Source organism: Salinicoccus sp. ID82-1, assembly GCF_021991715.1.
In the GTDB taxonomy this organism is placed as follows: Bacteria; Bacillota; Bacilli; order Staphylococcales; family Salinicoccaceae; genus Salinicoccus; species Salinicoccus cyprini.
Genome location: NZ_JAGFLY010000004.1, coordinates 110,201 through 136,608, shown reverse-complemented (window position 1 = coordinate 136,608; position 26,408 = coordinate 110,201). Strand labels below are relative to the sequence as shown.

Here is a 26,408-nt window from a genome sequence, read left to right as displayed (position 1 = left end):
ACCCCTCCGTACACACTGGAACGGATCCAGTCTGCCAGGGGACGGCTTGATCTCCATCTGTAGCTGCTTCAAACGCGTCCAGCATGAGCCAATCCCTAAACAACAAACTCCAGATCCGAAACGCCACTGACGATTAGAGAAAATAACCTTCGATGATCTTGTAACGTTTGTGGTTGTCTATTGTTTTTCAAACTGCTCGAAGATTCCAGCCTAGTTGCCGGAATCTTTTTCTATACGCCAGGAATGGCTGTATATATTGAATGAACCCCCTCGGATGAAACCGACGGTCGTAATATTCAGGTCATCCGCCATTTTGATTGCAAGGTTCGTCGGAGCGGATTTGCTCAGGACAATGCCTACTCCAATTTTTGCAGCTTTTGCCAGTACTTCTGAAGAGATGCGCCCACTGAATACGAGCACTTTGTCGCGTACAGTAATATGGTTCGTGAGACAATATCCATATAGTTTATCAAGGGCGTTGTGCCTGCCGATATCTCCTCTGTGAACAACAAGTCCGTCCGCTGTACCCATGCTCGCGTTATGTATGCCGCCGGTTTCTTTAAAAACCGTACTGCGCTGCTGCATTTTCTCTATCAGCTGAATGCACTGGGTGGGAGTAAGTGTGCTTTTTGACATGGATACTTTCGCAGTATCTGCATCATTCTGGAAATAGAACTGTCGGCTCTTTCCGCAGCATGATCCGATGACGCGTTTGGAATAGGTGAAATGGTCTGTGGAAACACGCCTGTCCAGACGAATATGACAGAAGCCGCCACGTTCATCCATATTCATTTTCTCTATATCGTTGAACCGCCTGATTACACCTTCGGAGGCAAGGAAGCCGATGACCAGTTCTTCGAGATGTTCAGGCGAGCATACCAGCGTTGCAAATTCCACTTCGTTCAAATAGATGGTGAGGGGGAACTCTTCAGCTACAGCATCTTCGATTTCCGTCATCTGGTTGCTGCTGTAATGCATAACTTTCCTTTTGGATGTCGGTTTCACTGCATTCCCTCCTTTTAATCATTATATTGAAAGCGATTACCGGTTGCAATGCAATAGAACCGACTCATTAGATGGATGGAAGATGATTGGAATCATCCAGACATAGTGAAGCCCCCGTACTGCAACTCAAGGTGGCATTTATTCGTAAATTGCCCTTTTATTCATACGTAATTTGCAATGCGGTGTATTCAAGGTCGTGACAGGTATGCTAATATATTAGGAACTCTATAAAGAATGAATAAATTATCGAAGTGAGGTTAGTTTATGAACAACGTAAGATGGGGGTCCAAACTCGGCTTTGTACTGGCTGCGGCCGGTTCGGCAATCGGACTCGGCGCACTATGGCGTTTTCCTTATATGACAGCAGAACATGGCGGCGGCGCGTTTCTTCTTGTATTCCTGTTAATGACTCTATTTATAGGTATGCCGCTTCTACTGTCTGAATTTGTAATCGGAAGGGCCAGCCAGAGAAATCCCATTGAAGGCTTCGAATATCTGGGAGGCAAAAAGGTCTACAGAGTATTCGGTTGGCTTGGAAATATAGGTGTCTTCCTGCTGCTGTCCTTCTATAGTGTAATTGGCGGCTGGATACTGATTTATCTGGTAGTTGCTTTCGGAGAGGCATTCAGTCTCGTACAGATCGACAACTACGGCGCTGCTTTTGAAAATATTATTGCAAATCCACTCTATGCCGTTATTGCCCAGGGGATATTCATCCTGCTGACGGCATTCATCGTGGCCCAGGGTGTACAGAAGGGATTGGAACGTGCATCAAAAATCATGATGCCGCTCCTGTTTGTACTCTTTCTGATTGTCATCATCCGTTCCGTTACACTGCCCGGCGCGATGGAAGGCATCGCGTTCTTCCTGACGCCGGATATCGGTGCAATCGACTCTACAGCACTGCTCTATGCACTCGGCCAGTCTTTCTTTGCTCTGAGCATTGGTGCGACGACGATGATCACCTATTCATCCTATCTGGGGGAAGAACATAATCTGACCCAGTCGTCGCTGTCCATCGTCATCATGAACATTGTCATTTCAATCATGGCGGGTCTTGCCATCTTCCCGGCAATCGCTTCCCTTGGTGTTGAAGCGGCTGAAGGACCGGGGCTTGTGTTCATTGTACTGCCACAAGTGTTTGGTGAAATACCGCTCGGCATGCTGTTTTATATTCTATTCCTTGGTGCGTTCCTGTTTGCAACTTTGACGTCTTCGATTTCAATGATTGAGATCAATGTAGCCAATGCCATTAAAGGTAATGAGGACAAGCGTGGCAGAATGGCCTACATTTTCGGCTTCTTCGTATTCCTGGCAGGCATTCCTTCCGCACTTTCATACGGTGTACTGAGCGATGTCATCATATTCGGAAGATCCATATTCGATAATGTGGATTTCCTTGTATCCAACATCATGCTGCCTATCGGCGCACTCATATCCACTCTCTTTGTCGGCTATATCGTGGACAAGCGTGTAGTGATGCACCAGCTTACCGTAGATGAAAACAGCAAGATGTATGGATTGTATAGATTCTGGCTCATAATGCTGAGATTTGTACTTCCTGTTGTCATATTGATTGTGTTTGCAGTAAGCATCTTCGGCTAATGGTTTTTAATCTGCATTCGACATCAAATTTGGAGCAGAAGCCAAAAAAGTTTACAAAAATATTCATAAAAATTCTATATGGTTGTAGAAATCCCTTGCTGAGGTGCATGAAATGCCCGACAGCAAGGGATTTTTAATACATTACATGTTATGTTAGAAAATCTAACATTGATTAGATTTTCAGAATACTTTGTGCTAATATTATGAATATGATTAGAGGTGATCATTTTGGATAGAGATCAGATGAGACGTAATACCCCGATTTTTCCGATGTCATCAGCGATGAAACTGACTGGCCTGACGGCACGGCAAATAAGATATTATGAATCCCTGTCTCTTGTCACTCCTGAAAGAACGCCGGGTAATCACCGTATTTTTTCCATGAATGACCTGGATCTTCTTCTGACCATCCAGGATTATATGGAAAAAGGGTTTACCATGAAACGTATAGGGGAAATCCTTAATGAACCTAAGAGAATTGATACACCTGAAGTGCTGAAGCATAATGATTACCGCAAACCGCTGCTCAACCGCGGCGACCTATCTAGATTTTTTCAATAATTTACAGGAGCGTGTACAATGAGCGAATTTACTAGAGAAGATATCATCCGCATTGCAGAAGAAGAAAACGTAAGATACCTCCGCCTGCAGTTTACCGACATCCTTGGTACAATCAAGAACGTTGAAGTGCCGATCAGCCAGCTGAATAAAGCATTGGATGGAGAAATGATGTTTGATGGCTCTTCAATCGAAGGTTTTGTCCGCATCGAAGAATCCGATATGTATCTGGTCCCGGACCTGAACACCTGGTCCATCTTCCCATGGACAGCCGGTAAAGGCAAAGTAGCGAGACTTATCTGTGATATCTACAATGTTGATGGACAGCCGTTTGATGGTGACCCGAGAGCGAACCTGAAGCGTATACTTAAAGAAATGGAAGACATGGGCTATTCCGCATTCAACCTCGGACCTGAACCGGAATTTTTCCTCTTCAAGCTGGATGAAAAAGGACAGCCGACAACTGAACTGAATGACCAGGGTGGATACTTCGACCTTGCACCGACGGACCTTGGTGAAAACTGCCGTAGGGACATCGTGCTGGAACTTGAAGACATGGGCTTTGAAATCGAAGCTTCCCACCACGAAGTTGCTCCAGGACAGCATGAAATCGACTTTAAATATGCAGATGCAATTACTGCGTGTGACAACATCCAGACATTCAAGCTTGTTGTCAAAACAGTTGCCCGTAAGCACAACCTGCATGCGACATTCATGCCGAAACCACTGTTCGGCCTGAACGGTAACGGCATGCACTTCAACGTTTCCCTGTTCAAAGGCAAGGAAAATGCATTCTACGATGAGAATGACGACTTCGGCCTGAGTCAGGATATGAGATACTTCATGGCTGGTATACTCAAGCACGCCCGCGGATTCACTGCAATCTGCAACCCGCTGGTCAACTCCTATAAGCGTCTTGTGCCTGGTTACGAAGCGCCAAGCTACATTGCATGGAGTGGCAGAAACCGTTCACCATTGATGCGTATCCCTTCCTCCCGTGGGATGTCTACACGTGCGGAAGTAAGATCTGTCGATCCGTCAGCAAACCCTTACCTGGCACTTGCTGTCATTCTTAAGGCTGGTCTTGAAGGTATCAAAAATAAATCGGATCTGCCTGAACCGGTAAATGAAAATATCTACGAAATGTCCAGAGAAGAAAGAGAAGCGGTCGGCGTAGAAGACCTGCCTTCAACACTCTATACAGCACTTAAAGCGCTCCGAGAAGATAGAGTCATCAGAGACGCCCTGGGTGAGCACATCTACAAGCAGTTCAATGGCAATAAGAGTGTCGAGTGGGACATGTACCGTTCACAAGTTTCCGAATGGGAGCTCAAACAGTACTTGAACCAATACTAGTATATAAGCAGGCGGCGATGAGGTAAGTATCTCATCGCCGCTTTTTTATATCGTTTATGATTTCCTTTTTCATTGTTTCGATCGTCTGCCTATAGACCTTGTATTCATCGTTCGGGACTTCTTTGCTCATATAGCGGGTTCGCCGATATGTTTCGAGAGTACTTGACTCAATGATATCCTGCAGCTGGCAACGACCGATCCATTCGTCTATTGTCTCATTACGATATCTCCCCATTCCTTTTGAAGCGAGCCATCTTTCAAATTCGAAATAGAGTTTACGAACTTTGTTGTGGGGTACTTCTGCTTTTCTGCTCTTTTCCTTTCTGATGGTGTCTACTGTATTGAATCGGGAGTTGTTCCCTGCAGCCTTGTGCTTTTCAGAAGGCTGGCTCCTTTTCCTATAGTAGTAGTAAAGCCCTGCACCGAGCAGTAGGACCAGCAGAATCATCAAGATGGAGTCGAATGGGAAATTGGAGGATAGTGACTCTTCCTGAATTATTTCCGTCTGTTCCTCTCCTTGCCGCTCGGTTGTTTCACTGTCTGGGAGATCAGGCATTTCAAGTTCGACAGTTTCCAGAAAACTGAAAAATGGACGCAATATAAAAACGGTAACGCTGAGCAGTAGAAAGACGATGTACTGGGCAGCGAAAACAGCATACCTGTAGGCAAACGACAGTGCAACGCCAAGCGTTATAAATACTGAAAAACAAGCGAGGAATATGATTGACCTCCGCCTCCATGAGTAGGCGTTGTCAAATAGCAGATAGGTTATTCTCCCGACAAAATAGAACAGTATCTGGGTGATGAGCAGAATATGATAAAGCATCATATACTCTGAAGTCGCCTCTGTCTGGAAGACGGATACAGCAATAAGCAGAAGGAATGTAATGATGATCGATAAGTCTGCCATGGTCGCTTCCAGATCATCATACAGATATTCCATGCGCAGTATCGGCAAATAGCTGACCAGTAGCGCCGACAGCCAATGAAAATCGAGCATCAGGGCGGTTGCAAGTATGATCGGCAGCAATATATAAATATACCGCAGCCTGAAATAGTGGACGACGCACCAGCCGCAGAGCAGTATGGCAATAACGAGCAGAATGAAAGACAGGATGGAAGATGTCTTGCCATTATGTGTATTGATGAATAGTACTACGAAATACAGTAGAAACATGTTCGTCGCGTATGCATGGAAAAAGGAGAAATAATATTTAGATTGGGACACGGCTGCCACTCCTTCTATACGCATTGTAAGGCTGCACACCTGACTCCTCTACCTGGAAAATCTCCACACCTTTTGCTTGGAAATACATGAGTAATTCCTCAATTGCCGGGTCGGTTCCGCCCGTGAAGAGCAGGTGGGAAGGCAGCGCTTCATGCAGATATAGGTGTTTCAGAAGACGATCGAAGCTTAATGTAAAAGACAAAGTATTGATACGTGAAAGTACTTCCAGTGTGCTTCTATAATGAAGTCCACCGCTGCCTTCAACGCGGCTGAGGAAGGTGTTGGAGTCGAAGGATGACAGATTGGTAAACACACTGTACGGTATCTGCAGTTCAGCAGCGCGACTGGTAAGATAGGTGATATTCTCAATGACCGCTTCAATATTCGCCGGAGGCGCATAATTCTTTTCAGATCTCAAATTGATTGCAATCATCCATGAAAGGTGTGTCGTCTTCTCATAGATCCGGGTCTTGAGTTCTCCAGTTTTTGCACTGGCTTTCCAATGGACGTCCCTCATGCTGTCTCTCTGATGATAGTCCCTTGTACCGACTGTCAGCATTGGATCATTGAACATTGCCTTTCTCTGGATGAAGAGACCTTGTATCATTTTATTTCTCATATCAAACGGCGGTGTATGCAGCTGTTCAGGATAGACCATTATTTCATGCGAGGATCTTCCGGACTGGACAAGGAAAAGAGAACCGAATCCAAAAATTCTAGGTACTTCGATGTCTGTCCTGATGATCTTGCTGACTCCACGTTTTCTGGCTTTGAACGGCACTTTCAGGATGGTGCTGCTTTTCGGCATGACTGTAAAAGAAGCGATTGTTTCAGTCTGGTATCTTGTTTTTAGAGAGATATCTTTCTCAAACTGGATATCATCGCCGGCTGTCAGTCTGAAAGCGGCATTGAGGATTGGCATCCAGCCCTCGTTTCTGATCTCTATTTCGAGTACATTCTCCTGTCCTTTGAATAATCTGATGTCCTTATTGCGTATGGTAGCTACGAGCTTTCGGGGTACGGTCTTCTCATAGATAAGATCCAGTACGAAAAAGGACATGAAAAAGCCAAGAGCGAGCACCAGCAATGGATTGAGATCGACACTATACAATATATTCATTATAAGGAGGATGAGCACTGCACCTGTAAAGAATGCCATTGATTTTGAAGGGCGGTATTCGGTTCTATAGTGCATCCGGCGATACCCCATATTCGACCGGAACTTCAACATCGTCAAGAATGGCTTTCAGGACGGTATTCTGATCCGACAGGGTCAGTCCTTCAAGGCTCAATACCAGCCGGTGAGGGAGGACGTACGGTGCGATATATTTTATATCGTCCGGCGTTACATAGTCTCTACCCCGAATCATGGCGACGCCTTGTGCAGCATGCATCAAAGCCAATGTACCGCGTGGCGATACACCGACATCTACGTGTTCGTGGTGCCGGGTCTCTTCGATGATGTCGAGCATATATTCCCTAATGGACGGGTCGACTGTGATATTTGCAACTCTGATTTGAAGCTTTGCAAGCAATGCTTCACTGAAAACAGGCTGTACGGCTTTTGCAGCGCTGGCATCACTATGTAAAGTCATCATATCCAGTTCTTCCCTGCGTGATGGATACCCGAGGTCGATACGCATCAGAAAACGATCCATCTGTGCTTCAGGCAGGCTGAATGTTCCCTGGGTCGATTCTATTGGGTTCTGTGTAGCCAGAACAATGAACGGGTCGGCGATTTCGATTCTCTTTCCGTCTATTGTAATCTGCCGTTCCTCCATGACTTCGAGCAGGGCAGACTGGGTGCGTGGTGTTGCCCGGTTGATTTCATCTGCCAGCAGTACATTGGTATCTATGGGACCGATCTGCAGTTCAAAATCATGTGTTTTTGGGTTATACATATTCAAGCCGGTAATATCCGTCGGCAGCAGATCCGGTGTGAACTGGATTCTGTTGAAAGAGCCGCCAATAGTTCTGGCCAATGCTTTTGATAATGTCGTCTTGCCTGTACCCGGTACACTTTCAAAAAGAATATGCCCTTTTTTGATGATACTGATGAAAATCAAATCCAGTACCTCATCCTGTCCGACGATCACTTTTCTTATTTCATTCTTGAAATCTTCCAAATGGTTTTCAATATTCAAAATTTTCCCCACCTTTTCATTTAACTACATGTTAATAAAAAAAGGAAAACATTGCCATAGGTTTATTGAATAAACTTATGACTAAAGGGGAAAGATAACTAAAACGGAGGAGGCGGAAAGCATGAAACAGCATTATCGACTGATTATACTTGGCGGAGGCACTGCTGGCATTTCCACAGCAAACCGTATGCTGAGTGAAGATAAAAAACTGGCAAATGACATATTGATCATAGAACCTCAGGACCATCACTATTTCCAGCCGGGCTGGCCACTCGTCGGCAGTGGAGAAATGAAGCTTGAATCCACACGGAAACCGATGAGCAAGGTGATGCCTAAAGGCGCCAGGTGGCTCCAGGAAGCAGTCAGACATGTCGATCCTGTCAAAAGGGAAGTAAAAGCCGGGAACCGCATTGTCAAATACGATTTTCTTGTAGTGGCTCTCGGCATCGAACTGGATTATGATGCAATTGAAGGTGCGAGGGAATCGCTCGGAAAGAATGGCGTCTGTACCAACTATATATATGATCTGGTCAATTACACTTATGACACACTGCAGAACGTGAAGGCAGGTAATATTGTTGTGACCAAACCGCAGTCCAAAATAAAAGGGGGCGTTTCAGCCGAAAACTCGCTCTTTACCATGGATGAATATGTGAAGGATCATGACCTGGATGTCAATCTTGTCTTTCGAAGTGGCAGCAATGAGATTTTTCCAGTCAAGAAGTACAGTGACAACCTGACGGCACAACTGGATGAAAAGGGGATAGACTACAAACTGGAACAGGAGCTCGTCGAAGTCAGAGGAGAGCATAAGGAAGCAGTCTTCAAAGACCTTGGGACGGGCGAACTTCATGTTATTCCTTTTGAAATGCTGATCATCACGCCGCCGATGCACGGGCCTTCAGTACTTGAAGATTCCGGACTGCTTGACCCGGAAGGATGGGTGAGCGTGGATCGCCACACCATGATGCATAACACCTATACGACCGTGTTTTCACTGGGGGATGCCTCCAGTCTGCCGACATTCAAGATGGGCAGTGCAGTCAAGGAGCAGATGCCGATTCTGGTCAAGAATCTGCTGGAACGGATGGATGATAAAGCACCGTCCCATAAGTATGATGGTAAGACAGCATGCCCGATAGCAACAGAATATGGCCATCTGATACTCGCTGAGTTCGATTATAATCATATGCCTGAAGAATCAACGTTTCTCAACCAGTCGGACGACAAGTGGCTGTTCTACCAGTTCAAGAAGAATATGCTGCCTATCATGTACTGGTATGCGTTATTGAAAGGGAAAGTATAAAAAGAGCTGGGCCATTGGCCCAGCTCTTTTGCTTACTCATATATTGTAAATTCTTCAGCGAGATCTTCGTCTTCATCGCTCAAGTTTGTTTCGGAAATGTTTCTGGCATTATAGCCGATACGTTCCAAAGTACTGATGAGGTCGACATAGAGCAATCCTCCATCGGTGGAACAGATGCCTTTGTTCAGGCGCTTTACATGCTGTTTTCTCAGTTTGTTTTCTATTTTATACGACTTTTGGCTCAGTCTGATGACTTCTTCCAGATCTTGAGGACTATAGATATCAAGAGAATCTATCGACTTCTTGAATGACTTGTACACGTGGTCGAACAGATCATCAAGTCCCTCCTGGGCAGGTTCTGATAAGTCGATATTTTCACGATGCTTGCGGTTATAGAGCTCGGCAAATTCATCAATCTGTCCGCTGACCTTGTAGAAGATGCGCGATACTTCAAGCAGCGTGGACTGCCTTTCCGCGTCTTCGGCAGATATATCATGCTTCGATGCGTCGATGAGATAGGATCTTAAGCTGTCCTGCAATGTATCGACGACATTTACTTTCTCCTTGATCTGCTTGTACAGTTTCGGATTTTCAGTTTTACTGAATTCCTGTGTATCTTCAAGAATGCTCAATGTAAGGTTACCGAGGTTTTTGACTTCCTTCTGCGCGCCTTGCAGTGCAAGACCAGGAGATTGTCTGAGCAGCAGAGGGTCGAGATGATTCGGTTTGTAGTCCTCGGAAAAATCCTTACCGGGTACAATTCGTGTTACAATCCACGCAAGAACCGCAATGAATGGCAGTTGTATAAGTGTATTGGATACGTTGAAGAAACCATGGGCAAAGGCGATTGTCATTTCGGGATTGAGTTCCAGAACATTTCTCAAATATGAAATCAGTTGCACAAAAAATGGCATGATGATCATGAATATCACTGCGCCGATGACGTTGAAGATGACATGGACAGCGGCGGCTCTCTTGGCAGCAATCGAACCGACAAGTGCTGCGAGAACGGCTGTAATGGTAGTACCAAGGTTATCACCAAGAAGAATCGGTAGTGCTGCATTCAAGTCCAAAAGGTCATTGGAGTAGAATCCTTGCAGTATGGCAATCGTTGCACTTGAACTTTGGACAACAACCGTCAGTAAAGTACCAACCACGAGTCCGAGGAAGGAATTGTTGGACATGCTGAGCATCAGATCACCAAAGCTTGGCAGGTCGGCCAGTGGTTTGACACCTTGACCCATCAGATCAAGCCCATAGAAGAGTGCCCCGAATCCAAATAGTACACGTCCTATATTATTGAACTTTGGACTTTGATTCATAAAGAAGATCATGAAGGCACCGAGTGCCAGTATCGGTAGTGCATAGTCACCGATCTTCAGACCGATGATGAAAGCAGTGACTGTGGTTCCGATGTTCGCCCCCATGATCACGCCGATGGATTGGCGCAGGGTCATGAATCCGGCGGAAACAAGCCCAATGGTTATGACTGTCGTTCCTGAACTGCTCTGAATGAGGATAGTGACGATGATCCCTGCAATTATCCCCTTTATGGGATTGGAAGTCATACGATTCAGTACTTCACGCAGGCGGTCTCCTGCTACTGCCTGTAATCCGTCCCCCATTTGTTTTAAACCATAAAGAAAAATACCAAGTCCGCCAAGAAATAGAAAAATGACTTCCATCGGACTGAGTTCCATAAATATTCCTCCACCTAGGTAATGAATACCTTAACATTATATTAATGATCTTTACGCAATATTAACCATTCATATTACGACTTACATTATAGTGCTAAACTTATCAAAATGCACCAGAATAAAAAAATTAACCCGGGTTAAAATTATATATTTGAGGTAAAACGTTTTCTCGATGGTTTTGTAATTTTGTCTCGATTTGTCCTCTGACGTGCATGATTCAATATATAAATAGTGTAAAATTACTATTTGAAATTCATAGTATTTCAATAGAATTTTATTCATATAAAGCGTCATCGACATTCGCCATATGATATGAGAAAATTAAGATTATAATTTAATATGGATGGGGAGGACAAGATAGTGACGGTCGTACTATTTGATGTGGATGGTGTTTTTCTGAGTGAGGAAAGATGTTTTGATGTATCTGCACTGGCAGTGCATGAGCTTCTGTATAGTCCGAGATATTTGAATCTGGATACATATCAGTTCCGCACCGATTACAGCGATAAGGAAATAAATGAAATAAGAGCTGAAACATTCAGCAATGATGAGGTGCTCGACCGGTTCAAACAGATGGGTTTGAATTCAAACTGGGATATGCTTTTTGTTACATTTTCAATTGTATATATCGAGTTGATGAAAGATGCAAAGCTCAATGTTGAAAATGTGGATATCGCTGACATTCATAGTGTCGGAGAAATGCTTGGCCTGCAGAAGGCGAACTATGCCAAAGTCGTCGATTTCCTGAAAGCGGACGACTATACTAAAGATACCATCTATGATGCACTCATGGCGTATGCCAGAAGGAACCTTGGCATCGAGGACGCTCAAGCGTTTGAGATGTCAGGACCGATATGGAGAATAGGGCAGTACAAATACCAGGAATGGTACCTGGGCAGCAGAGATGTAAAGACATCCACAGGTATTGAACCTGAGGAGGCGGACAAGCCGGGTTTTATTCATGATGAAGAGTGGATTGTGGACCCCGAGGATATCAGAGGCATGCTGAACCGGCTGCTTGAGGCGGGTGTTGAAATTGGTGTTGCTACCGGCCGGCCGAGACAGGAGACGCTCATCCCTTTCCAGCAGGAAAGACTGACGGATATATTCCGTGATAATAGGATATCCACCGCTTCCGAGGTGCTTGCTGCTGAAGCAGTGGATGAGGTGGAAGTCTCGCTTGCGAAACCCCATCCATACAGCTATCTCTGGAGCCTGTATGCTCATGATGTCAATCGCTTCAAAGATGCAGTGGATCAGAACAACATATCGGACGATCTGATATTCATCATAGGAGATTCTGTAGCCGACTACTATTGTGCAGAGTCGATCGGATCGGAGTTCATCGCAACACTGACAGGATTGACTGGGCATGCAATCATTCCAAGGTTCGAAGCTCTGGGCGTGGAGCACATGGTCGACACTGTCCTTGGAGTGGAAGAGATCATATTAAAAAGCCATCACTCTTGAAGTGATGGCTTTTTTGCATCATGAAAGATTGACCTGTTTGACCCGGTGGAAGCCCTCGATTTTTATCAGTTCTTCCAATGCTTCTTTGCCTACAGTCTGGTCGAGCCTCAAGGAAAGCATCGCTTCGCCGCCTTCATCTCTTCGTCCGAGCTGCATGGATGCGATGTTGATGCTGTACTTGCCCAGTGTATATCCCATCTCCCCGATGATTCCGGGACGGTCGACATGATTGATGAAGAGCAGATGCTTCGTCGGTTTGATATCAACCTGGAATCCGTTTATTTTTACAATCCGCTCACCGTAGCCGTTCAAGACGCTTGCACCAACAGTCAGTGTTTCGTCATTATTGATCAGTTCCGCTTCCAGATAATTATTATAGCCGTGTGTCTTGCCTTGCTTTTCCACCTTGTACGTTACGCCCTGCTCCTGCAGCAGGTATAGGGCGTTGATGATATTGACGTTTTCCCCGAGGTGCGGCCTCAGCATGTTTGCCACGAACGAGCGTGTCAGAATGCTGGTGTCATCGAGTGCGAGTTCTCCGTGATACTTGAGCTTGATCTCGGATGGTGGCCGGTTCATCAGCTGGATCGCCACCTTGCCCATGTGGGTTGCAATATTGATATAGGGCTTAAGTTCTTCATTGATGTTTTCATTCATCCTCGGGGCATTTACAGCATGAATGATTACATTGTTTTCAAGTATATCGATTATTTCCCGGGAAACGCTGACTGCCACTTTTTCCTGTGCCTCAATAGTCGATGCGCCAAGGTGTGGTGTAACAACAATCTGGGGATGGCCGAGAAGTTTCTGATTGGTCGGAGGTTCATTTTCAAACACATCGAGCGCAGCGCCACCGATCTTGCCTGCATCCAGTGCTTCAAGCAGTGCTGATTCCTCAATGATGCCACCACGTGCGACATTGACAATTTTGAGTCCCGGTTTTGCCTTATCGAAAAATTCCTTGCCCACAATGCCTTTTGTCTGTGGAGTCAGTGGTGTGTGAACAGTTACAAAGTCCGCATTCCTGGCAATTTCATCAATTTCCATTTTTACTATGTCCGCCTCCTGAGCTTTTTCATCAGAAAGGTAGGGGTCGAAAGCGACGATTCTCATACCGAAACTCCGGGCGCGGCGTGCAACACCGAAGCCGATTTTACCGACGCCGATGATGCCGAGTGTCTTTCCGTACATCTCTGTCCCTTTGTAGGCTTTACGATCCCATACACCTTCCGACAGCTGCTTGTGGGCTGCAGGTATCTGGCGTGTGAGTGCCAGCATCATTGCCAGCGTATGCTCGGTGGCGGAAATCGTGTTGCCATCCGGTGCATTGATTACAATGACGCCATACTTTGTCGCAGCATCGATGTCGATATTGTCGACACCAACGCCTGCGCGTGCAATGACTTTAAGTGGCCGTGCACGCTGGATGATTTCCTCGGTGATGGTCGTCTGGCTTCTGACAATCAGTGCATGATAGTCCCCTACAATTTCCAGAACTTCCGCTTCCGTCAGGCCTGTATTGATATCCACCTCATAGTTCGGATGATTGAGCAGTTCCCTGATGCCATCTTCACTGATCGGATCCAGAACAAGTACTTTGAATTTATTCATAATATGCCTCCTGTGCAGCAGCCAGTGCTTTGCCATAGTACTGCTGATTGCGATAGTCGCTTAAAATTGCCTCGAGCGCTGCAAGAACGGTCAGCATGTCCTTTGGGAACATGTAGCCCATGTGTCCAATGCGTAGTATCTGCCCTTTGAGATGCTTCTGTCCGCCGGCAATGGTGATGCCATGCTTTTTCTTCAGTGCATCTTTAATATGTGCAAGTTCTGCTTCATCGGATCTGAAAGCCGTGACGGTCGGGGAGGCGTATGCATCATCCACAAAGAGCTCGAGGTCCAATGCTTCGAGTCCGGCTCGGAGCATGTTGCGCATGCTCAAGTGGCGTTCAAATACTTTCTCCACCCCTTCCGCCTTGTAGAGTGACAGCACTTGCGCCAGCCCCTGTATGAGGGAGACGGCCGGAGTGAAAGGTGTGGAGTGTGCTTCAAGTGCGTCGAAGTACTTGTTGATATCCAGATAGAATCTTGAAAGTGGGTTGTTGGCGGCACGTGTACGTGCTGTTTCATTCATTGCTACGAAAGCAAGTCCTGGCGGCAGCATGAGCGCCTTCTGACTGCCTGTCACCAGGCAGTCGATGGCGTCCGCCTCCATGTCGAACTGCATGCCGCCGACCGCACTGACACCATCCACTACGAACAAGGTATCCGGACTGTAGCTTTTTACCAGCTGCCCCAGTTCATTTATCGGATGGACTACGGCTGTAGAAGTTTCACAGGCTTGGGAGAATACTGCTTTGATATCCGCTTTGCCGGTGAGGAAAGCTTTGAAATCTTCAATATCCAATCCTTCGCCCCACGGCACTTCATACGTATGTACTTCATATGGATATGTTTTTGCGATACTTCTGAAACGGTCACCGAATGCGCCGCTGACAATGATGACAATGGCATCTTCCGGCTCAATCAGGTTGATCATTGAAGCTTCCAGTGCACTGGTTCCACTGGAGGTGAGGATGGCAACGGAATGGTCCGTTCCGAACAGGGTTCTGATATTGGATTGTACATCTTCCATCAGGGAAGTGAAGTCGGAAGAGCGGTGCCCGATCATCCCGGCGGACATGGCGTGTGTCACTTGCGGGGGAATTGGCGTAGGTCCAGGTGTAAGCAGCAGATTAGGTTCCATTTGTATCGGCCTCCATTGAATAGATGTACACTATAATATCAGTTTTTTCTGTATTTTCCATAAACACACGGAAAAAATATCGGTTAAGTTGTAAAATTACAATTTAAAGCGTTTCCATCAGTTATCTTTGCCTTCCATCAATATTTCATCAACGCGCCTATGTGCTTCCTGGTAACGGTCCCTGTAGGATGTACCATCCAGAGTATGGGTGATATGAAGCAGGTTCTGCTCTTCCAGCTCTGCCATGATCATCTGGTGTACGGTATTCTGGTAGTCGGTATTTGCGACTGTTTCATCAAGGGGTGCTTCGGGGGGGAGCACCAGGATCAGCGACCAGTTCTGCAGATGGATATAATAGTCGAAGACCGATTTGAGCCGGTTGAATTCTTCCCCATCGGCATACATTTTCATGCTGACCTTGGTAGTCATGACATCCGTATCGGCGAAGAAGACTTTTCGTGTACCGGGTGAGTGGATGTGATGCCTGTTGTTCTCAAACTGGCCGATGCCTATGGCGTGGAAGTCCCTTACATCCAGCTCGTCTTCTGCAATGCGCTGCTCCTTGCAGTAGGTTTTTGCGTACTCTGTGGAATAGCTGGTGGAATAGCGTCTGGCGAGATCCTGGACCATCGATGTCCGGCCCGTCCCCGGGGCACCGATGACCAGAACGTTCTGAACAAAGAACCTTCTGAAGGGCCGCATGACATAATCCCAGTTGAGTATGGGGGATTCTCGGATGCTCGTACCGCTGATACCGAGTATTTTGCGATCCACCATGGTGACTTTTGTCTCGATGTCCGGATATACTCTGGAGAAGAAATACTGCAATGGTTCAATGTATTCCTCCTCTCCGACATAGAACGTCAATGCTCCGACTTCAAAAGGAAGCGTATCCTTTTCATGCATGATTGTTTCTGAAAGCATTTCGAGCCATGGTTCCCAACCATGTGGATATCTTGGAATGTGTGTTTCGTCGAGCTTCAGGACGGTCACATTGTCGTCCGGACCAAGCAGCTGGCGCATCGCCTTGACCCGGTTGTCCAAAATCATGCCATAGTTGCTCCCACGATCCCCCGCATATCCGCTGACAATGACGAACGCATGCCTATTTTCCCGTTTCGCACGGATGACCTGCTCAAAATGACCAACGTGACAAGGTGCAAATGTGCCGAAGTAAATACCTAGATCTCTCACAGTGCAATCTCCTAACGATTTAAGTGTTAAACCAGTTATATCAGTATAGAAGCGGTTTATCAAATCCGGTTGCATGACATGGGCAACTATCAGCCGGATATATGCTACAATCAGATGGTATAAAATGAAAAGTCGAGGTATGTACCGAATGATAAGATGGATGAATATATTCAAAGGTTTTCTGATGGGCATCTGTGAACTGATTCCTGGTGTCAGCAGCGGAACGATGGCGCTGCTGCTCGGCATCTATGACGAGTTTCTCGGAGCCATCAGCAGAATCGTAACAAAACACTACAAAAAGGCAATCCTTTTCCTGCTGCCACTGGTCATTGGCATGGGCATTGCCATTCTGACACTCACGTCGCTGATAGAATACCTGCTTGATCATCATACAGTCCCTACCCACTGGTTCTTTATCGGGCTGGTGCTTGGTGTGGTCCCTATGATGCTCAGAGTTTCCGACTATAGAGTGGAATTTCGCACCCCGCATTACATACTGGTGCTTCTCGCAGTCACCATGCTCTTTGCACTCGGCCTGGTCAGAGGAAATGAGACCCCGCCTGAGGATCTGGTAGTCACACTGCCGCTTCTCGGCAAGATGTTCTTCAGCGGCATCCTTGCTTCGATGACCATGCTGCTGCCTGGCATATCAGGCTCTCTTGTACTGCTGATACTCGGTTCCTACAGCATTGTCATCTATTCCGTGAATCAGCTCAAAGCTTTCAATCTGGAAATACTGCCTGTGCTGATCGCTGTCGGTGCCGGCATCGTCCTTGGACTGCTTCTGGCCAGCCGGATCATCCAGTACATGCTTGTGCACTATACGTACCTGACCTATGCGCTCATACTGGGTCTGGTAATCGGCTCCGTGTTTGCCATCTACCCAGGTCTGCCGGAAACGGTCCTGTCCTGGTTCTTTACGGCAGTGGCTGCGATTGCCGGGTTTATCATCAGCTGGTTCATGGGTAAACGGAATAAAGAGACAATATGAATCGAGGTGAGTATATGGAGCGCCACCCACTGATCATGGCCTATCATCAATATGTAGAATCGACAATCGATTACCGTGTCGCTGTACTGGGCCAGGTGGATGCAGGCAAGAGTGCCCTGGTGAACAGGCTTGCAGATGCAGATTCCCATATATCGGCCCAGACCGATGCCACACGTACAGTAACTGAGCACCCTTATGGCGCACGGGGCAGAATACTTGATTTTCCGGGTGTTGGCACAACTGAATATTCACCAAAACAGTACAGGAAGCTGATTGCGAAAACGGATATCAAGCATGTACTGTATGTCTTTTCCTCAAAAATCCGCGATGCGGATGAGGCGACCATCAGGTACCTTGCGAAGAAAGGAATCCATATCACTTTCGTCTATAACAAAAGTGATACGCTTGTCGATGTTTCAGGGAAAAGGTCACAGGAAATCCTGATGAATGACAAGGATACTGAGTTGCATGTCACTTTCAAGAAGCAGATTGACCAGCCGCTCCACTACTATTTTACAAGTGTCAAAGAGGGCGCGGGCATTGCGGAGCTGCGCGCACAGCTCGACCGCATTTTTGAAAAAAAGGATGCACGCTTTGAAGAAAGGGTGCAAAGCGCACAGTTTATTGAAAAATTTCTTACGAAAAAGATGAATGGACTCGCAACGAGGCTGCTTTCACCAGGCTTCAAGGACATCATCCTGAGTCGTGCCTACCGGTCCATCGAGGAGATGACGGAATCGCATTACCAGGTGACAGCACAAGACGGTGTCGAAATCGGTCAGGAGATTCCGAGAGCAGCAACATACATCAACCGGGTGAAAAACACGGACAAGGATATGAAGAACCCCAGAGACTACATCAATCATCTTGCCTCGGTATTCAGTGCCATCTTCAAGATGCGCAAACTGAATGTAGTCACTTTCATCGCCTCATCACTTGGAGAAATCGGGATAAAGAATATCTATCCTGTGATGAAAGGGACATTTGAATACGTTGGGGATATGAATGATTTTGCTCGTGAAGTCATCAAACATCATCGATGACAGGAGCGTTTCAGCTCAGCAGCTGAAACGCTTTTTTTCATGCTCGGCCGCCCCTTTGGGTAGAAGGGCCCAGGAACCGTTTCTACTTCTTCCATGAATGCAATAAAAATTTTATGCAATCGTTTGCAAAAAAGTGTTGACTTCAAATTATTTCGAATATAGAATCATATCTATAAGCGAATGACAACGCTTACATAAAAAGGGGGATGTATGAATGGAGAAATTCAAGTGGAGTTACGCTTTTCTTTTCACATTGATTCTGATGCTCGGCGCATGCGGCAACAGTGGCGATGCAGGGGGCGCAGTTTCCGATGAGACCGAGGAAGGTGGAAGCGAAGGAGAATCAGTGACCATTGACCTTTACCAGTTCAAAGTGGAGTTCAGAGATCAGTTTGAGAGTCTGGTCGCACAATATGAAGAAGAGAACCCCAATGTATCCATCAACGTGGAAACTGTCGGCGGTGGTAATGACTATGGTGCGACTCTGAAATCAAAGATTGCATCTGGTGAGGAACCTGATATTTTCAACATAGGCGGTCCGCAGGACTATGCAGACCACCAGGATCGTATCGCACCTATAGAAGATTCCGAAGCTGCAGACGCAGCGCTTGACGGCACACTCGAATCAGTGACTGTTGACGATCAGGTCTATGGTCTGCCATATAACCTTGAAGGCTATGGGCTGATATACAATAAGTCCATCTTCGAAGAGGCAGGTATCAACCCGGACGACCTGACAACAATGGAAGATCTGCAGGCGGCAGTTGAGACGCTTGATGGCATGAAGGAAGAGCTTGGACTAGAAGCTGTCTTTGCATTCCCGGGCAAGGAGAGATGGGTTTATGGAAACCACTCCAGCAGTTCTTTCCTCGCACCTGAGTTCAACAATAGCGTCCAGGAAACTTTTGAATCGGACACAGTAGAGTTTGAACTTTCCGAAGAGCTTAAAAACTATATTGATATGCAGGTTGAATATTCCGAGCAGCCTGTGCTGAGTCTCGACTATTCACAGCAGGTGGAAGCACTCTACTCCATGGAGAAAGTGGCGATGATCCAGCAGGGTAACTGGGCATATCCATCCATCGAACAGATCGCACCTGAAGTTGCGGAAAACTCAGGCATCATTCCGATTCCTGTAGCAGGAGAATCCAAAATGCCGGTCGGTGTACCACAGTACTGGGTCGTGAACTCCGGTGCTGAAGAAAATGTACAGGAAGCAGCAGTCGACTTCCTGGACTGGATGTATACTTCTGATGCAGGCAAGGAAGCAGTAATCAACGACTTCAACTTCATTCCGGCATATGAGGGCTATGATGCAAGCCAGATTACAGATCCGCTGTCCCAGGAGATATACCAGTATTCTGAAGAAGGCAATACAAGCGGCTGGGTATTCCTCGGCTATCCAACCGGCTTCTCTGAAGAAACATTCGGAAATAATGTGCAGCAGTACATCTCCGGAGACATTACATGGGAAGAAGTCGTGGAAAACTCCAAAGCATACTGGGAAGAGAATAGATAATAGGGATGATAATGGAGCAATCGCATTGCTCCATTATTTCTTAAATGAGGTGTTAATATGAAGACCAAAAATATCATGTACTGGGTATTCATCGCCCCAGTGCTGGCTGCGCTTTTGATTGTTGTAGTCGTCCCATTCGTCTGGGGAATCTACTATTCCTTGACCGAATGGTCCGGGGATATGGCACAGACGCCGGTATTCACAGGTTTCGGCAACTACGTGAGTTTGTTTTCCGACCCGACATTTCTCGGGGCACTCTGGTTCACTTTCAAATACGCCATTGTTACAGTAATCATCATAAACGTCGTCGGCTTTTCGCTGGCTCTGATTGTGACCAGCTACATAAAGTCGAAGAACTTCCTGAGAACTGTCTTTTTCATGCCGAACCTCATTGGTGGTCTGATACTCGGTTTTGTCTGGCAGTTCATCTTTACGGACATTTTCAATACTATAGGCGAGGCACTCGGGGTTGAGATGCTGGAAGGGTGGCTGGCAACTCCGGCGACGGGCTTCTGGGGACTTGTGATCCTGCATGTGTGGCAGATGGCCGGATATATCATGATCATCTATATCGCCTATCTGCAGAGCATACCTGATGAACTCCTTGAGGCAGCGGATATGGACGGAGCAAGTTATATGCAGAAATTGAAGAATGTCGTAATGCCGCTGGTGGCTCCTGCGTTTACAGTAAGCATGTTCCTGACGCTGTCCGGTGCATTCAAGATATACGACCAGAACCTTTCTCTTACAGGAGGCGGACCTGGAGGTACGACGAAAATGATTGCGATGGATATCGTAGATACGGCATTTGCCATGAACACCATGGGGCTTGCCCAGGCCAAGGCCGTCATATTCTTCATCATTGTTGCCCTCCTCAGTCTCACGCAGGTCTATTATAATAAGAAAAAAGAGGTGGAGCTGTAATGAAGAAGAAAAAGACGACCGGTCGTGTTGTTCTCGAAATCATCGGTATCCTGCTCGCACTTCTGTGGCTCTCCCCTTTCTATATTATGCTGGCCAATGCCTTCAAAACGAAAAGGGAGTTGTTTGAAAACACACTTGCACCGCCGAGCGAACCTATTGTACAGAACTTTGTGGAGGCCTTTAATGAGCTTGATTTTCTTAGAACATTCTTCAATTCGTTCCTGATCACTTCACTCAGCATCATCTGCATCGTATTCTTTTCGGCTATGGCAGCCTATGCGCTATCAAGAAACAAGAGCAAAGTCAGTGGAGTGATCTTCTTCCTTTTTGTAGCAAGCATGCTGATACCATTCCAGTCGGTGATGATTCCGCTGGTCAAGATTTTCAGTGAGCTTCAGAGTCTGAACAAGTGGGGTCTGATCTTCATGTATATCGGCTTCGGCTCGGGGCTTTCACTTTTCCTCTATCATGGTGCACTGAAAAACATACCGATTTCTCTCGATGAAGCGGCGAAGATCGACGGGGCAACCAAATGGCAGACTTTCTGGCATGTCATCTTCCCACTTTTGAGACCGATCGGCATCACAGTGGCAATCCTGAATGTCATCTGGATATGGAACGATTTCCTACTGCCGAGTCTGGTGCTTGGACAGGGGGATGAAACAATCCCGCTCAAACTGTTCCTATTCTTCGGACAGTACACAAAGCAGTGGACACTTGCACTTGCAGGTCTGACGATATCCATCATCCCCGTCATCATCGGCTACTTTATTGCTCAGAAGCATATCATCAAAGGGGTATCGGATGGCGCAGTGAAGTAGCCGGGAGGGTTATTTTAAAATGGTGACGATAAAAGATGTAGCGAAGATTGCAGGGGTTTCTCCTTCCACTGTTTCCAGAGTGATGAAGGATCATGATGGCATCAGCAGTACTACAAAAAAGAGAGTCAGAAGAATAATGGAGGAGGTCGGGTACGCGCCCAATATTTCGGCGCGGAACCTGGTGACGAACCAGGCGAATACAATCGGTCTGGTCATCAAAAGTGGTATGCATGAGGTGAACCTCAATCCATTCTATTCTGAAGTGAATCTTGGAGTTTCCGAAACGTGCAAGGAAAACGGCTTCTCCACGCTCACTACTTCTGCAGCAGACGATGTGAACCTGCTGGCGGAAGTGAAAGAACTGATCAGTTCCAGACAGGTCGACGGTTTCATCCTTCTTTATTCCAAAGCAGACGATCCGATAGCGGATTTCCTTCATGCAGCACGTTTTCCCTACGTGGTCATAGGGAAAAATATATTTAAAAACTGTGAAGCAGCCTATGTGGATAATGATAATGTACAGGCGGCATTTGCAATCACTGAATTATTGCTCAAAAAAGGGTATAGTGAAATTGTAATGGTTGTCGATAATGATATTTTCGCAGTTGCGAAGGACAGGATAAAAGGATTTGAAATAGCTATGGATGCATCTGCTCTGCCCGGAACGGGCAGTGTAATCAAATGTGAAAATGAAGACGGTTCAATCCGACGCATGCTGGACTCTCTTTTCAGCAGCAGCCGGCCGCACGCCCTGCTGACTTTGGATGGGGTGCTGAACTCCAGAATCATTTCCCATCTCTATCAGTTGGGAATCCGCATTCCGGAAGATGTTGCGACCGCAACTTTCAGTGATTCGCTGCTGACCAAGCTTGCTTCTCCTCCTCAGACAACAGTGGATATTTTTCCGCAGGAGCTGGGCAGGGAAGCGGGCAAGGAGATCATCACACTGGTAAGGAATCCGGACAGGCCGAAGAAGGACATCACAGTGCCGACACGCATCATAGAGCGGCAATCCACACATAAGGAGGAAGATGAATGAAAGTGACGGTTTGGAACGAATACAGACACGAGAAGGAAAATGAAGAGGTAGGCAATATATATCCGGAAGGCATCCACGCCCAGATTGCAAGCTTCCTCGAGGGGCATGAAGTGACGACTGCGACACTCGACGAGCCTGAGCATGGTCTGACCGACGAAGTGCTGGATGATACGGATGTGCTCATCTGGTGGGGCCATAAGGCCCATGATGAAGTATCTGATGAGATCGCCGAGAAGGTACAGCAGCGTGTATGGGATGGCATGGGACTGGTCGTTCTCCATTCCGCACACTTTTCAAAACCATTCAAACTGCTCATGGGGACGTCATGCGATCTCAAGTGGCGCGAGGCACAGGAGAAGGAGCGTCTGTGGGTCGTGGATCCAACACATCCGATTGTGGACGGACTCGGAGAATATTTCGAGCTGCCGCAGGAAGAGATGTACGGCGAGCACTTCGATATCCCGGTTCCGGATGAACTGATCATGCTCAGCTGGTTCGAAGGCGGCGAAGTCTTCAGAAGTGCATGTACATTCAAGCGTGGAAACGGCAAGATCTTCTACTTCCGCCCGGGACATGAAACCCATCCGACATACTACGATGCAAACGTCCAGACAGTCATCAGAAATGGTGTCGACTGGGTAGGCAGTGGCCGCGGCAAGAAGCATTTCTACGGAAACCACGAACCATTGGAACAGATAAAGGAGAAATCATAATGATCAAGGTTGGTATTATCGGATGCGGCAGCATTGGAGTCAAACGTCATATTGCCGAATATAGCAAACTCGAAAATGTGGAACTGGTCGCATTCTGCGATCTGGTGAAAGAACGCGCTGAAGCCCAGCAGGAAATCTACGGGGGAAAAGTCTACGAGGATTACACCGAGCTGTTGGCTGATGAGTCCGTAGAAGCAGTCAGTGTCTGTACACCGAACTATAAGCATGCAGAAATTTCAATTGCAGCGCTTGAAGCGGGCAAGCATGTACTGTGCGAGAAACCGATGGGTATCACTCTGGACGAGATGGACCGTATGATCGAGGCCGAAAAGAAATCAGGCAAGCAGCTGATGGTCGGCCATAACCAGCGGCTGATCAAGGAGCATCAGGTGGCACGTGACTATATAGCCGAAGGCAGACTCGGTAGAATCTACTCTTTCCGAACAGCTTTTGGTCATGGTGGCCCGGAAGGCTGGAGTGTCGACGGGAAGGACAGCTGGTTCTTCAAAAAAGATCAGGCAGTAATGGGTGCCATGGGTGATCTCGGTGTGCACAAGGCGGACCTGATCCGTTACATTCTCGATGAAGAGGTCGTCGATGTCGGCGGGTTCATTTCAAAGGAAGCAAAGGAATTCTCCGATGTGGATGATAATGCGGTATGCATCCTGCGTACAGAGTCGAATGTAATTGGTACGCTGCAGGCGAGCTGGGCGTTCTACGGGGAAGAGGACAATTCGACGGTCATATATGGCGACAAGGGTGTGCTCAATCTTCTCGATGACCCGGAACATTCGTTTATTTTCACCAGCAGTACAGGAGAAGTGGTCCGCGAAAACTATGGCGGCATCCAGACGAATGACGACGAAGGGCAGAGCAAGAAATCCTTTGTTATGGAAGCGTTCATCGATGCGCTTGTCAAAGACGAGCGTGTCCCTGTAACGGCGGAGGACGCAAAAAAATCCGTCGAAATCATACTGAATGCTTTCGAATCGGATAGAACAAATAAGATCATTACTGAAGAATAGGTGTTGCAAATGTCCAAAATCAGACTAGGTTTCATAGGTGTCGGTGGAATAGCGACCGGTCGCCATATCCCCACTTTCAGAACTTTTGACGAAGTGGAGATCATGGCGGTCCAGGACATCAATCAGGAGCGCGCGATGAAGGTGGCCAATGAACTTGGCATCCCTGAAGTGTTTTCCGAAATTGAAGATATGTATCCCTACGTGGATGCGGTGGTTGTCTCCACGCCGAACAAATATCACGCCCCCATCGCCATTGATGCCATGAACCACGGCAAGCATGTGCTTTGCGAGAAGCCGATGGCGATGACGACAGAGGAATGCAACGCGATGATTGAAGCCGAAGAGGAGAATGGTGTGAAACTGCACATCGCCTATCACTACCGCTTCATGAAGGAAGCGATTGCGGCCAAAAAAGTGATTGAACGTGGAACAATCGGTGAACCATTGGTTGTTCGGGTCAAGGGGCTCAGGCGCCGAAAAGTACCCGGCTGGGGTGTGTTCATCAATCAGGAGCTTCAAGGTGGTGGTGCGCTGATCGATTATGGATGCCACCTGCTCGATCTGGCAATGTATCTGATGGGTGAAGTAAAACCGGTGGAAGTATCGAGCGCGACGTACAACCATCTCAGCCGTTCGAATACAGTCAACGAATGGGGCCAGTTCAATCGTGATGCATTCGAAGTGGAGGACCATGTCAGTGCATTCATCCGCTTCAATAATGGGGCGTCCATGCTGTTTGAAACAAGCTGGGCGGCAAATATCCCGGAAGATGAAAATCATATCAGTATTTCAGGCGCAAAAGCGGGTCTCGATGTATTTGATATGAAGGTCAACCAGGCGGATGAGGATCTTATGACGACAATGCGCATCGACTATATAAAAGTGGACGAGACCTACAGCCGGCTGCAGGCTGAGAACTTCATTTCCGCCATCAAGTACAATACACCGCTGACAGTGAAGTCCACGGAGGCAAAAGAAGTATCAAAAATAATCGAAGCAATCTACTTGAGCTCGAAGGAACAGCGCAGTATCAGACTTTAGGAGGCAAATAGATGAAACTCGGAGTATTCAATCCATTATTCCAGAACATGGAACTCGAAGAAATGCTGGATTACGTCAAAGCATCCGGTCTGGATGGAGTCGAAATCGGCACAGGTGTCTATCCTGGCAGCAGGCACTGTAATCTTGATGAACTGCTTGAATCGGAAACGGCAAGACACGCATATATTGATAAGTTCGCATCTCGTGGCCTGATCATCAGTGCCTTCAGCTGTCACGGCAATCCGATTTCCCCGGACCCGTCCCTGCGTGAGGAATCGGACACGGTTTTGCGTAAAACGATTGAACTCGCCGATCTTCTGGATGTACCGGTCGTCAATACGTTCAGTGGTACACCAGCAGGCAACGCGACCGATACAGCCGTCAACTGGCCGGTGACACCATGGCCTGAGGAATACTCCCAGATCAAGGAATGGCAGTGGGAAAACAGGCTCATTCCATACTGGAAGGATATCGCAGATGTGGCGAAAGCACACGATGTCAAAATCGGCCTGGAACTTCATGGCGGTTTCCTTATCCATTCTCCACATACAATGCTGGAATTGAGAAAAGCGACAAATGAATATATCGGTGCAAATCTTGATCCGAGCCACTTGTGGTGGCAGGGCATTGATCCTGTAGCGGCAATAAAAATTCTGGGACGTGAAAATGCCATTCATCATTTCCACGCCAAAGATACTTATATCGACACCGATAATCTGAATATGCATGGATATCTGGATATGAATCCATACGGCAATATCAGAGACAGAAGCTGGACATTCAGAAGTGTAGGGCTCGGGCATGGCATCGAGGAGTGGGCGAACATGATGAGTGCGCTCAGAACCTACGATTACGACTATGTTGTATCCATTGAACATGAAGATGGACTGATGTCCATCGAAGAGGGCTTCCAGACTGCTGTAAAGACTTTGCAGAATGTTATAATCAGAGAAAAGCCGACTGATATGTGGTGGGCTTAA

At 47.0% G+C, this 26,408-nt stretch carries 23 protein-coding genes; 15 read left to right on the top strand and 8 right to left on the bottom strand.

Going from position 1 to position 26,408, the window contains the following annotated elements:
* Window positions 1–210: 210 nt before the first annotated feature.
* Window positions 211–978 (bottom strand): formate dehydrogenase accessory sulfurtransferase FdhD, encoded by a 768-nt coding sequence (gene fdhD / locus J4760_RS10535; protein ID WP_255695430.1) that lies wholly within the window; start codon window positions 976–978, stop codon window positions 211–213.
* A gap of 291 nt (window positions 979–1,269) precedes the next feature.
* On the opposite strand from fdhD, the gene J4760_RS10530 reads away from it, so the two are divergent.
* The 3 genes from J4760_RS10530 to glnA all read left to right on the top strand — a co-directional run bounded on the left by J4760_RS10530 (window position 1,270) and on the right by glnA (window position 4,524).
* A complete protein-coding gene (locus J4760_RS10530; protein ID WP_237605661.1) occupies window positions 1,270–2,610 on the top strand; it encodes a sodium-dependent transporter in 1,341 nt (446 codons plus the stop codon).
* A 228-nt stretch (window positions 2,611–2,838) separates the two neighbouring features.
* The gene (locus tag J4760_RS10525) at window positions 2,839–3,171 is read left to right on the top strand and encodes a MerR family transcriptional regulator (RefSeq protein ID WP_255695413.1); all 333 of its coding nucleotides are present in this window, start codon (window positions 2,839–2,841) and stop codon (window positions 3,169–3,171) included.
* An 18-nt stretch (window positions 3,172–3,189) separates the two neighbouring features.
* On the top strand, window positions 3,190–4,524 hold the full coding sequence (gene glnA / locus J4760_RS10520) for a type I glutamate--ammonia ligase (protein WP_237605659.1): 1,335 nt from the start codon (window positions 3,190–3,192) through the stop codon (window positions 4,522–4,524).
* 31 nt (window positions 4,525–4,555) lie between these two features.
* On the opposite strand, the gene J4760_RS10515 is transcribed toward glnA, so the two are convergent.
* From J4760_RS10515 to J4760_RS10505, 3 genes are read right to left on the bottom strand one after another with little or no spacing between them, the layout of a single operon-like run.
* Entirely contained in the window at window positions 4,556–5,752 is a 1,197-nt protein-coding gene (locus tag J4760_RS10515; RefSeq protein ID WP_237605658.1) for a hypothetical protein, read from the bottom strand.
* Window positions 5,739–6,947, bottom strand: coding sequence for a DUF58 domain-containing protein (locus J4760_RS10510; protein WP_237605657.1), 1,209 nt, complete (start codon window positions 6,945–6,947; stop codon window positions 5,739–5,741). Before J4760_RS10510 ends, J4760_RS10515 begins: the two co-directional genes overlap by 14 nt.
* Window positions 6,937–7,896: an AAA family ATPase gene (locus tag J4760_RS10505; RefSeq protein ID WP_237605656.1), complete on the bottom strand. Its 960-nt coding sequence runs from the start codon at window positions 7,894–7,896 to the stop codon at window positions 6,937–6,939. The genes J4760_RS10510 and J4760_RS10505 overlap by 11 nt, the downstream gene beginning before the upstream one ends.
* A gap of 121 nt (window positions 7,897–8,017) precedes the next feature.
* Between J4760_RS10505 and J4760_RS10500 the strand changes: the two genes are divergently transcribed.
* On the top strand, window positions 8,018–9,202 hold the full coding sequence (locus tag J4760_RS10500; RefSeq protein ID WP_237605655.1) for an NAD(P)/FAD-dependent oxidoreductase: 1,185 nt from the start codon (window positions 8,018–8,020) through the stop codon (window positions 9,200–9,202).
* Window positions 9,203–9,234: 32 nt separating this feature from the next.
* Here the strand turns inward: J4760_RS10500 and J4760_RS10495 are convergent, their stop codons facing one another.
* Entirely contained in the window at window positions 9,235–10,902 is a 1,668-nt protein-coding gene (locus tag J4760_RS10495) for a Na/Pi cotransporter family protein (RefSeq protein ID WP_145287878.1), read from the bottom strand.
* Between the two features lie 360 nt (window positions 10,903–11,262).
* On the opposite strand from J4760_RS10495, the gene J4760_RS10490 reads away from it, so the two are divergent.
* On the top strand, window positions 11,263–12,372 hold the full coding sequence (locus J4760_RS10490) for an HAD family hydrolase (protein WP_237605654.1): 1,110 nt from the start codon (window positions 11,263–11,265) through the stop codon (window positions 12,370–12,372).
* Window positions 12,373–12,390: 18 nt separating this feature from the next.
* On the opposite strand, the gene serA is transcribed toward J4760_RS10490, so the two are convergent.
* The 3 genes from serA to J4760_RS13325 form a co-directional block, all read right to left on the bottom strand.
* Window positions 12,391–13,983 (bottom strand): phosphoglycerate dehydrogenase, encoded by a 1,593-nt coding sequence (serA, locus tag J4760_RS10485; RefSeq protein ID WP_237605653.1) that lies wholly within the window; start codon window positions 13,981–13,983, stop codon window positions 12,391–12,393.
* On the bottom strand, window positions 13,976–15,118 hold the full coding sequence (locus J4760_RS10480) for a pyridoxal-phosphate-dependent aminotransferase family protein (protein ID WP_237605652.1): 1,143 nt from the start codon (window positions 15,116–15,118) through the stop codon (window positions 13,976–13,978). The genes serA and J4760_RS10480 overlap by 8 nt, the downstream gene beginning before the upstream one ends.
* 117 nt (window positions 15,119–15,235) lie before the next feature.
* Window positions 15,236–16,312, bottom strand: a complete 1,077-nt coding sequence (locus tag J4760_RS13325) for an AAA family ATPase (RefSeq protein ID WP_237605651.1) — start codon at window positions 16,310–16,312, stop codon at window positions 15,236–15,238.
* Window positions 16,313–16,472: 160 nt separating this feature from the next.
* Between J4760_RS13325 and J4760_RS10470 the strand changes: the two genes are divergently transcribed.
* The 10 genes from J4760_RS10470 (at window position 16,473) to J4760_RS10425 (ending at window position 26,408) form a co-directional block, all read left to right on the top strand.
* On the top strand, window positions 16,473–17,303 hold the full coding sequence (locus tag J4760_RS10470; RefSeq protein ID WP_237605650.1) for a DUF368 domain-containing protein: 831 nt from the start codon (window positions 16,473–16,475) through the stop codon (window positions 17,301–17,303).
* The gene (locus J4760_RS10465) at window positions 17,300–18,346 is read left to right on the top strand and encodes a GTPase domain-containing protein (RefSeq protein WP_237605649.1); all 1,047 of its coding nucleotides are present in this window, start codon (window positions 17,300–17,302) and stop codon (window positions 18,344–18,346) included. Before J4760_RS10470 ends, J4760_RS10465 begins: the two co-directional genes overlap by 4 nt.
* Window positions 18,347–18,560: 214 nt before the next feature.
* Window positions 18,561–19,865 (top strand): ABC transporter substrate-binding protein, encoded by a 1,305-nt coding sequence (locus J4760_RS10460; protein WP_237605648.1) that lies wholly within the window; start codon window positions 18,561–18,563, stop codon window positions 19,863–19,865.
* Between the two features lie 57 nt (window positions 19,866–19,922).
* Complete coding sequence (locus J4760_RS10455) at window positions 19,923–20,789, top strand: carbohydrate ABC transporter permease (RefSeq protein WP_145287896.1); 867 nt, start codon at window positions 19,923–19,925, stop codon at window positions 20,787–20,789.
* Complete coding sequence (locus J4760_RS10450; RefSeq protein WP_145287899.1) at window positions 20,789–21,610, top strand: carbohydrate ABC transporter permease; 822 nt, start codon at window positions 20,789–20,791, stop codon at window positions 21,608–21,610. Before J4760_RS10455 ends, J4760_RS10450 begins: the two co-directional genes overlap by 1 nt.
* 19 nt (window positions 21,611–21,629) lie before the next feature.
* Complete coding sequence (locus J4760_RS10445) at window positions 21,630–22,649, top strand: LacI family DNA-binding transcriptional regulator (RefSeq protein ID WP_237605647.1); 1,020 nt, start codon at window positions 21,630–21,632, stop codon at window positions 22,647–22,649.
* Window positions 22,646–23,362: a ThuA domain-containing protein gene (locus J4760_RS10440; RefSeq protein WP_237605646.1), complete on the top strand. Its 717-nt coding sequence runs from the start codon at window positions 22,646–22,648 to the stop codon at window positions 23,360–23,362. The genes J4760_RS10445 and J4760_RS10440 overlap by 4 nt, the downstream gene beginning before the upstream one ends.
* Window positions 23,356–24,387, top strand: coding sequence for a Gfo/Idh/MocA family protein (locus tag J4760_RS10435; RefSeq protein WP_237605767.1), 1,032 nt, complete (start codon window positions 23,356–23,358; stop codon window positions 24,385–24,387). Before J4760_RS10440 ends, J4760_RS10435 begins: the two co-directional genes overlap by 7 nt.
* 9 nt (window positions 24,388–24,396) lie before the next feature.
* Window positions 24,397–25,428, top strand: a complete 1,032-nt coding sequence (locus tag J4760_RS10430; RefSeq protein ID WP_145287903.1) for a Gfo/Idh/MocA family protein — start codon at window positions 24,397–24,399, stop codon at window positions 25,426–25,428.
* Between the two features lie 11 nt (window positions 25,429–25,439).
* Window positions 25,440–26,408, top strand: a complete 969-nt coding sequence (locus J4760_RS10425; RefSeq protein ID WP_237605645.1) for a sugar phosphate isomerase/epimerase family protein — start codon at window positions 25,440–25,442, stop codon at window positions 26,406–26,408.

Coding starts and splice junctions, on each gene's coding strand:
- J4760_RS10450 (WP_145287899.1), top strand. CDS start 20,789: ATGAAGAAGAAAAAGACGACCGGTCGTGTTGTTCTCGAAATCATCGGT.
- serA (WP_237605653.1), bottom strand. CDS start 13,983: ATGAATAAATTCAAAGTACTTGTTCTGGATCCGATCAGTGAAGATGGC.
- J4760_RS10445 (WP_237605647.1), top strand. CDS start 21,630: ATGGTGACGATAAAAGATGTAGCGAAGATTGCAGGGGTTTCTCCTTCC.
- J4760_RS10495 (WP_145287878.1), bottom strand. CDS start 10,902: ATGGAACTCAGTCCGATGGAAGTCATTTTTCTATTTCTTGGCGGACTT.
- J4760_RS10455 (WP_145287896.1), top strand. CDS start 19,923: ATGAAGACCAAAAATATCATGTACTGGGTATTCATCGCCCCAGTGCTG.
- J4760_RS10425 (WP_237605645.1), top strand. CDS start 25,440: ATGAAACTCGGAGTATTCAATCCATTATTCCAGAACATGGAACTCGAA.
- J4760_RS10510 (WP_237605657.1), bottom strand. CDS start 6,947: ATGCACTATAGAACCGAATACCGCCCTTCAAAATCAATGGCATTCTTT.
- J4760_RS10440 (WP_237605646.1), top strand. CDS start 22,646: ATGAAAGTGACGGTTTGGAACGAATACAGACACGAGAAGGAAAATGAA.
- J4760_RS10530 (WP_237605661.1), top strand. CDS start 1,270: ATGAACAACGTAAGATGGGGGTCCAAACTCGGCTTTGTACTGGCTGCG.
- J4760_RS10460 (WP_237605648.1), top strand. CDS start 18,561: ATGGAGAAATTCAAGTGGAGTTACGCTTTTCTTTTCACATTGATTCTG.
- J4760_RS10480 (WP_237605652.1), bottom strand. CDS start 15,118: ATGGAACCTAATCTGCTGCTTACACCTGGACCTACGCCAATTCCCCCG.
- J4760_RS10500 (WP_237605655.1), top strand. CDS start 8,018: ATGAAACAGCATTATCGACTGATTATACTTGGCGGAGGCACTGCTGGC.
- J4760_RS10470 (WP_237605650.1), top strand. CDS start 16,473: ATGAATATATTCAAAGGTTTTCTGATGGGCATCTGTGAACTGATTCCT.
- J4760_RS10430 (WP_145287903.1), top strand. CDS start 24,397: ATGTCCAAAATCAGACTAGGTTTCATAGGTGTCGGTGGAATAGCGACC.
- fdhD (WP_255695430.1), bottom strand. CDS start 978: ATGCATTACAGCAGCAACCAGATGACGGAAATCGAAGATGCTGTAGCT.
- glnA (WP_237605659.1), top strand. CDS start 3,190: ATGAGCGAATTTACTAGAGAAGATATCATCCGCATTGCAGAAGAAGAA.
- J4760_RS10465 (WP_237605649.1), top strand. CDS start 17,300: ATGAATCGAGGTGAGTATATGGAGCGCCACCCACTGATCATGGCCTAT.